6 protein-coding genes are annotated in these 7,078 nt (G+C 39.5%); 5 read left to right on the forward strand and 1 reads right to left on the reverse strand.

The window, feature by feature from the left end; genetic code table 11:
- Window positions 1-96: 96 nt before the first annotated feature.
- The gene (locus H5072_RS08105; protein WP_024595553.1) at window positions 97-822 is read right to left on the reverse strand and encodes a tetratricopeptide repeat protein; all 726 of its coding nucleotides are present in this window, start codon (window positions 820-822) and stop codon (window positions 97-99) included.
- Between the two features lie 782 nt (window positions 823-1,604).
- Between H5072_RS08105 and H5072_RS08110 the strand changes: the two genes are divergently transcribed.
- The 5 genes from H5072_RS08110 to H5072_RS08130 all read left to right on the forward strand — a co-directional run.
- Entirely contained in the window at window positions 1,605-2,468 is an 864-nt protein-coding gene (locus H5072_RS08110) for a DUF6279 family lipoprotein (RefSeq protein WP_182693213.1), read from the forward strand.
- 84 nt (window positions 2,469-2,552) lie between these two features.
- Entirely contained in the window at window positions 2,553-3,581 is a 1,029-nt protein-coding gene (locus H5072_RS08115; RefSeq protein WP_182693214.1) for an XdhC family protein, read from the forward strand.
- Entirely contained in the window at window positions 3,575-4,192 is a 618-nt protein-coding gene (locus H5072_RS08120) for a nucleotidyltransferase family protein (protein ID WP_182693215.1), read from the forward strand. The genes H5072_RS08115 and H5072_RS08120 overlap by 7 nt, the downstream gene beginning before the upstream one ends.
- A 101-nt stretch (window positions 4,193-4,293) precedes the next feature.
- Window positions 4,294-4,782 carry a (2Fe-2S)-binding protein gene (locus H5072_RS08125; RefSeq protein WP_007582016.1) on the forward strand — a complete coding sequence of 163 codons (489 nt, stop codon included), beginning with the start codon at window positions 4,294-4,296 and terminating at the stop codon, window positions 4,780-4,782.
- A 12-nt stretch (window positions 4,783-4,794) separates the two neighbouring features.
- Window positions 4,795-7,078 (forward strand): xanthine dehydrogenase family protein molybdopterin-binding subunit (locus tag H5072_RS08130; protein ID WP_182693216.1); only part of this gene is annotated, 2,284 nt, incomplete at its 3' end.

A 7,078-nucleotide genomic window follows, 5' to 3' on the forward strand; every position in this document is an offset into this window, starting at 1 on the left:
CTAATCAAGATATATTAAAAAGGCTGAATTACATTATGTAATTCAGCCTTTTTTAGATTAGTTTAAAGCTACGGTCTTAAACTCTAAAATAAGACTTTAAAATAAGCGACCTTCGCCAGCATAGGTACCCACTTGTATTTTTGCATAAATGGCATCGGCTTTTTCTTTAGCTGCTTCAATTTCTTTAGGCAGCATTTTACGCTCATCAAGTTTACGGCTATGACTCGCTTGCATATTACCGTTGTACTCAGCGATAGTATTCCAAATATATGACTTTTCAAGATCTTTTGGCATACCTAGTCCTTCAAAATACATGAGGGCTAAATTAAATTGCGCTAAAGAGTAATTGTTTGCAGCTGCTTTTTCGTACCAGTTACGTGCCGCTTCATAGTCTCGTGTAACACCCACGCCATTAGCGTACATTACGCCCAAATTAAATTGAGCTGCAGGTAAATTCTTCTTAGCTGCTTTTTCAAATAAGGTAACTGCCATTTGATGATCAAGTTTTACGCCTTTACCTTCATCGTATAAAACAGCTAGAGCAAACATCGAATCAGCATGGTTCTTTTTAACGCCTTGTTGATAAAGCGCAGCTGCTTTGCGGTAATCGCGTGTTACACCGTATCCACCTTCGTATAATTTGGCTAGTTCGTAAATTCCTGGCGCAAAACCTTTATCTGCTAGGTATTGGAATTCTTTTAGGGCGACTGCAAATTCACCTTCGTTAGCTGCTCTTATGCCATCTTCTAATGTTGCATGAGCGAAAGGGCTGGCAAGTAAAACGCCAGCAAGAATGAGTGCTTTTAAATTAAACTGTGACATATTAATGCCTCCAATTATTAATAGTTTCGATAGATTTTAGGGCCAGTACATTTTTTAGATTAAACATCCACTGCTATTTAGGCTCGCCCTTGAGGCGGTTTGCTCTTTGTTGCTCGGTTTTTTAATGAGCTTACTAAGTTACAAACTTCGCGCGGCGATTAAATAGCGCCTAGATAGAACAGATTTAATCCTAAAAGGTCAACAGGCCATAGTTAAATGCTAAATTATTAAATTTTTGCACTATTTGCGCATTTTAAACGTTTAATACTCAATGCATTTAAGTAGAGACTAAATCGGTTACTATAAATAGATGCAAAAAAGGGTGTCTACTGTTATGTTTTACGCCAGCTTTAGCCTAAACGCAAGGCGATACCTTATCAGATCGTGCGTATAAAATGTAAATAACAGCACGGTGGACTTTTAAGGTAAGTAAACGAGTTTAGAAGTGTAAGATACAGATTTTATAGAAAATTTAAAGAAATAAAAAAAGCCCGTTAGGGCTTTTTTGAATCATATTAACCGTCACTAATATGAGCAATGTAGCAAGTAAATGTGATATTTGATGTTATTACTTGGGTCGAGTAAGTAATAACACGAAGCGGCACGCTCTTCTTTTAATGTGTCAGCATCCTTGCTGAATATTCTTCCGTAAGCACTGAGGTCGTTACACTGTGTTTGTACGAACGATTATCAGTTAGATCTAAATACAAGTCAATACTTAAATGATAATTATTATCAAATGAGTTTTGAGCTTTGCCACAATCTAAATAATAGAGAAGGTTATGCTTAATAATTTCAAAGCAAAAAAACTAAAACAGATATGCCTTGCTGTAAGTATGTTGTTTTTATGTAGTTGCTCGGCATCTTTTACTTACAATAATTTGAGTTGGCTTTCGTCATTTTGGGTAGATGATTATATTGATTTAAATAAAACACAAAATAAGCAGCTTAAAAAGATCATTAACACGACCCAAGCGTGGCATAGAAGTACGCAGCTACCAGCCTACAAACAAGACATTCAAAATATTAAGGCACTTTTTAACAACACACTAAGCATTGAGAAGTTAAAAGAGCAGGTGGTTTTTGCTAAAAAGCATTGGCAAAACCTACTTGAATACGCGCACATACCTTTAGCTGAGCTTGGGGCAACCTTATCAAGTGAGCAAAGAGAAGAACTTTTAAACAATATTCAAATAAAAATTAACGACGAACGCGAAGAGTTTAACGAACAAACCCCGCTTGAGCGAAAAAGTGAGCGCTTGGAAGAGCAATTTGAATACTACGAGCAGTGGATAGGCAAGCTTAATAAACAACAAAAAGCGCTGATTAAATCAACTAATGAGCAACATCAAGACTCAGGAACGCTGTGGCTAGAGTACAAGCAGAAGCGTTTGAATGCAGCCAAACAGATATTTACAAATGCTGAAATTACAAAAAAAGAATTTATAAATCAGTTAAGTACGGTTATTAAAGAGCGCGAACTTTATATGAGCGACGCACTATTGAAAACCAATGAAGCAAACTTAAATTTATATATAAATTTACTCTACGAATTAAACTCAACTCTAAATGATAAACAACGCCAAAGCGTTAATGATCAATTTGATGAGTTAATTGAGACCTTAAACGATATAATAGAGGAGTAAATTGTGCGTGAATTATTAAGTTTTAAATTAGCTGTTTAGGCTGGTTTGTTTTTAAACGCAATAAATGCTTTTAAAGGGCAATATATGGTTACAGATTTAAAAAGTATCTTAAACACTTGGTATCCGAATAGGGATAACCAAGAATGGGTTTTAGCTACTTTGTACAAAATTGAAGGCTCTAGCTACAGAAAACTAGGGGCTATGATGCTTATATCTAGCCTAGGCGAGCGCCTGGGGATGCTTTCGGGTGGCTGTTTAGAAGCTGATATACAGCGCCATGCTAAACAAGTAATGAGTACTTTAACAAGTAAAACCATCAGTTATGATGCCACCGATGAAGACGATTTAACATTTCAACTTGGTATTGGTTGTGGGGGCATAGTACACATTTTACTGCAGCCCATTCACAAAGCTAATGACTATTTACAGTTAGAGCTTGTATCTAAAGCACTTAATGAGAATAAACCAGGGCGATACCTTCAACAGGTAAGCCCCATTTTGCCAGCCGGTAGTGGTGTATTTACGCAAAATGATGAGTTACATGGTTTATCAATGAACCGCAAAGCGCAGTTAATAGAATTAAAAGGCGCTACGTGCTTACAAACTTCTATTTATCCGCCGCCTCATTTATTAATAGTGGGTGGTGGGGCCGATGCGGTTCCGGTTTATACATTTGCCAAACAACTTGGTTGGAGTGTAACTGTATGGGACACGCGTGCAGCCAATGCAAAAAGGCAATATTTTAAAAATGCAGATGCTATTTTGCGTATCACACCGAGTGAGTTAAAAGAATATTGCATAACTAATAAAGTCGATGCGGCTATTTTAATGGCTCACAGCGTTGAGCTTGACGCGAGTACGTTAGCTCAATTTAAAGATGTTTCTTTTAAATATATAGGGTTATTGGGTCCTAAGCACAGGCGTGAACAAGTTTTAGAGCACGCGAATACGCGTGTTTCACAAATAAAGTCTCCTGTTTTTGGGCCTGTCGGTTTAAATTTAGGCGGCGACTCGCCAGAGAGTATTGCACTATCGCTGATCAGCGAAATACACGCAGTGCTGTGTGACAAAAACGCCCAATCGCTAAGCCATTGGGGGCAAGAGGAGTGCTAATTGCAAAAGTTGTTTTAGCCGCAGGGCAATCATCTCGCTTTAACGGCTGTAAATTAACGGCTGATATCGGGTTTGGCAAAACAATGATTGAGCATGCAGTAAATACACTTCAAGCACTTGATGACACGCCCGTGTATGTAGTTACCGGGGCATGGCATAAAGAAGTAGCACAAGTACTAGCCGGTTATAAAAACATAGAGCTAATTGAGAACAAGCAATGGAGCCAAGGTTTAGGTAATTCAATCGCGATAGCGTCTCAAACTGTGTTTAAAAATAAGTCCCTTGATGGGATTTTATTTATGCTTGCGGATCAGGTTGAGCTAAAAGTAGCGCACTTAAGTGAGCTAGTTACTGGTTTTACACGTAATCCATCGCGCTGGTGCGCAAACTATGGCGAGCGTTTAGGTGTACCCGCTATATTCCCAGCGGTTGATTTATCTCAGCTTGCAAGCTTAACTTCGGATAGAGGTGCACAGCAATTATTGCGCTCTAGTCGTGAGGTTGTTAACACAATTAGTTTAAGTAGTGCGAGTTTAGATATAGATACGCAAGAGCAATTAAGTGAGTTTTTAAGTAAAACAGAATATAAAAATTTTAATGAAAAAATATAACGAGTAGGGTCAGTAGTTATATTTTTAATAGCTATAGTCACTTTTGAAGCTGTTCGTATAGTTTAAAAGTGACTATAGAAGTCGTAATTAAGGGGCAAGCTATGGTGACGTTTACAATTAATGGCAAGGTGGTTGAATCACACGCAAGTGAAGATACACCATTGTTATGGGTTATTCGCGATGAAATTGGATTAAAAGGTACGAAGTTTGGTTGCGGTATTGCAATGTGTGGCGCGTGTACGGTGCATTTAGATGGGCAAGCAACTCGCTCCTGTGTTTTACCAATTGGCGCTATTGCAGGAAAAAACATTACCACAATTGAAGGGCTTAATAACGAACACCCACTTCAAAAAGCATGGGTTGAAGAGCAAGTACCACAGTGCGGTTACTGTCAGTCGGGGCAAATAATGCAAGCTGCTACATTACTGGCAGCTAATCCAAGTCCTTCAGATGAAGAAATAGTAAGCCATATGAATGGTAACTACTGTCGCTGTATGGCTTATAAACGTATTAAAACTGCTATTCAACGCGCTGCAGATGAGTCACAAAGTGTAGTAAATATATTTGATCCAAATGCACAAGACGCTTAACTGGAGCCGATAATGAAAAAATTATTTCAAAAAAATAGCGAAACCGTTAATTTAAATCGTCGCTCGTTTATGATTGGCACTGCTAGCGCAGGCTTAGTCATGGCGTTTGCCCCTGCGTTATTTTCGGGTTCGCTCAGTGCAAAAGAATCAATTGCGCAACAGGCTTTTTCACCCACTATTTGGTGGACTATGAGCACCGACGGCGCTGTAGAAGTGAGTATTGCTAAAGCTGAAATGGGTCAACATATTGGTACTGCTCTTGCGCGTATTGTGGCTGATGAACTTGAATGTGATTGGGATAAAGTATCAATTACCTACGTAGATACTCATGAAAAATGGGGCTTTATGGTAACGGGTGGTTCATGGTCTGTATTTCAAAGCTTTAAGCCATTATCTCAAGCCGGCGCTGCGGGTCGAATTGCATTAATAGAAGCAGGAGCGAAAATGCTCGGCGTGCCTGCAAGTAAATGTCGTGCTGAAAAGGGCTATATTATTTCAGGCGAAAAATCGGTTAGTTACGCAGACATAGTTAAAAAAGGCGAGTTTAATCGTACATTTACCAGTGATGAAGTTGCAAACCTTCCACTAAAACCGGCTAATAAACGTCATTTAACAGGGCTTAAACAAGATTTTAAAGCGCTTGATATACCAGCCAAAACAAATGGTACAGCAGTATATGGGATAGATGTAGAAGTTGAAGGCATGCTGTACGCGCGTCCAGTTATTCCACCAACTCGTTATGGCAGTACAGTAACAAACGTTGATGATAGTGCAGCAAAAGCAATTAAAGGTTACAAAGGCTATGAAATTTTAAATGACCCTAGTAACACAGTGCAAGGCTGGGTTGTTGTATTAGCTGATAGTTACCCAAGTGCCATTAAAGCAGTAGATGCTTTAAAGGTGAGTTACAAAAAGGGTGAGTCGGCAAATATATCTGAAGCTGATATTCAAAAAGAAGGTAAGCGATTATGCGAGCAACGTGACTCGGGTACTTTGTTTGTTGATGAAGGCGATATAAAGAAAACTCAAGCAGACGCTAGTGAGTTGTTAGAATCAATGTATACCACAGCGACAGCGAGTCATTATCAGCTAGAGCCATTAAATGCGGTTGCAGAGTTTAAAGACGGAAATTGGATTATTCATACAGGTAACCAGTGGCAGTCACTTACGTTACCAGCGCTTGCTAAAGCACTCGATATAGAACAAAACAAAGTAATTATTCGTCCTTATTATTTAGGTGGTGGTTTTGGTCGTCGATTATTTGGTGATTGGACTGTACCTGCGGCTCTAACTGCAAAAGCAGTAGGTAAACCAGTAAAACTGGTATTTACACGAGCAGACGATAGTTTATTCGATCAGTCTCGTTCTGCATCTGCTGCAAAAATGACGGCGTCGTTTGATAAAAATGGTACCTTCACAGGAATGGAACATGCATTTACTGCTGGTTGGCCTACTAAAGCTATGGCACCAGGGTTTTTATCACCGGGTGTTGATGGCAAAGGTAAATTTGATGCATTTTCGGCATCAGGCGCTGATCATTGGTATAGCATGAGCAGTCATCGTGCACGCGCTATTAATAACAAAGTTGCACAAAGCACCTTTAATCCAGGTTGGTTACGTTCAGTAGGGCCAGGTTGGATTGCATGGAGTCTTGAGTCGTTTATTGATGAAATTGCCCATAAGCAAGGCAAAGATCCTGTTCAATTTAGAATTGAAATGTTAGATGGTAAAGGCAAGCAAGCAGGTAAAGCACCTGAAAGCGTTGGCGGAGCACTGCGCTTACGTAATGTGCTTAAAACGGTGTCTGACAAAGTAGCTTCTGTAAAATTGGCGAAAGACGAAGGCATTGGTTTTTCTGTAAGCTCAGGGCAAGAACGTACTATGCCAGCATGGCTTGCAACCGCAGCGCATGTTCACGTTAACCGTGATAGTGGTAAAATAACGCTTAAAAAGCTTTATGTTGTTGTAGATGCGGGCTTAATAGTTCACCCAGATGGCGCACTGGCACAAATTGAAGGGTCGTTACTATGGGGTAGCAGCCTTGCATTGCATGAATCAAATACGTATAAAGATGGGCAAGTATCTGCGACTAACTTTAATACTTATTTACCGCTAAGAATGCAAGATGTGCCAGATATGGACATCGAGTTTTTACAAAGCGATGAGTTTCCAGTTGGTTTAGGTGAGCCTGGGGTTATAGGGGTGGCTCCTGCGATTGGTAATGCAGTGTTTAATGCTGTAGGCGTGCGTTTACGTGACCTACCAATGAAGCCAAGCGAACTTAAAAAAGGCTTAG

The sequence above is a fragment of the Pseudoalteromonas sp. SR45-5 genome (assembly GCF_014163565.1).
Taxonomy (GTDB): domain Bacteria; phylum Pseudomonadota; class Gammaproteobacteria; order Enterobacterales; family Alteromonadaceae; genus Pseudoalteromonas; species Pseudoalteromonas distincta.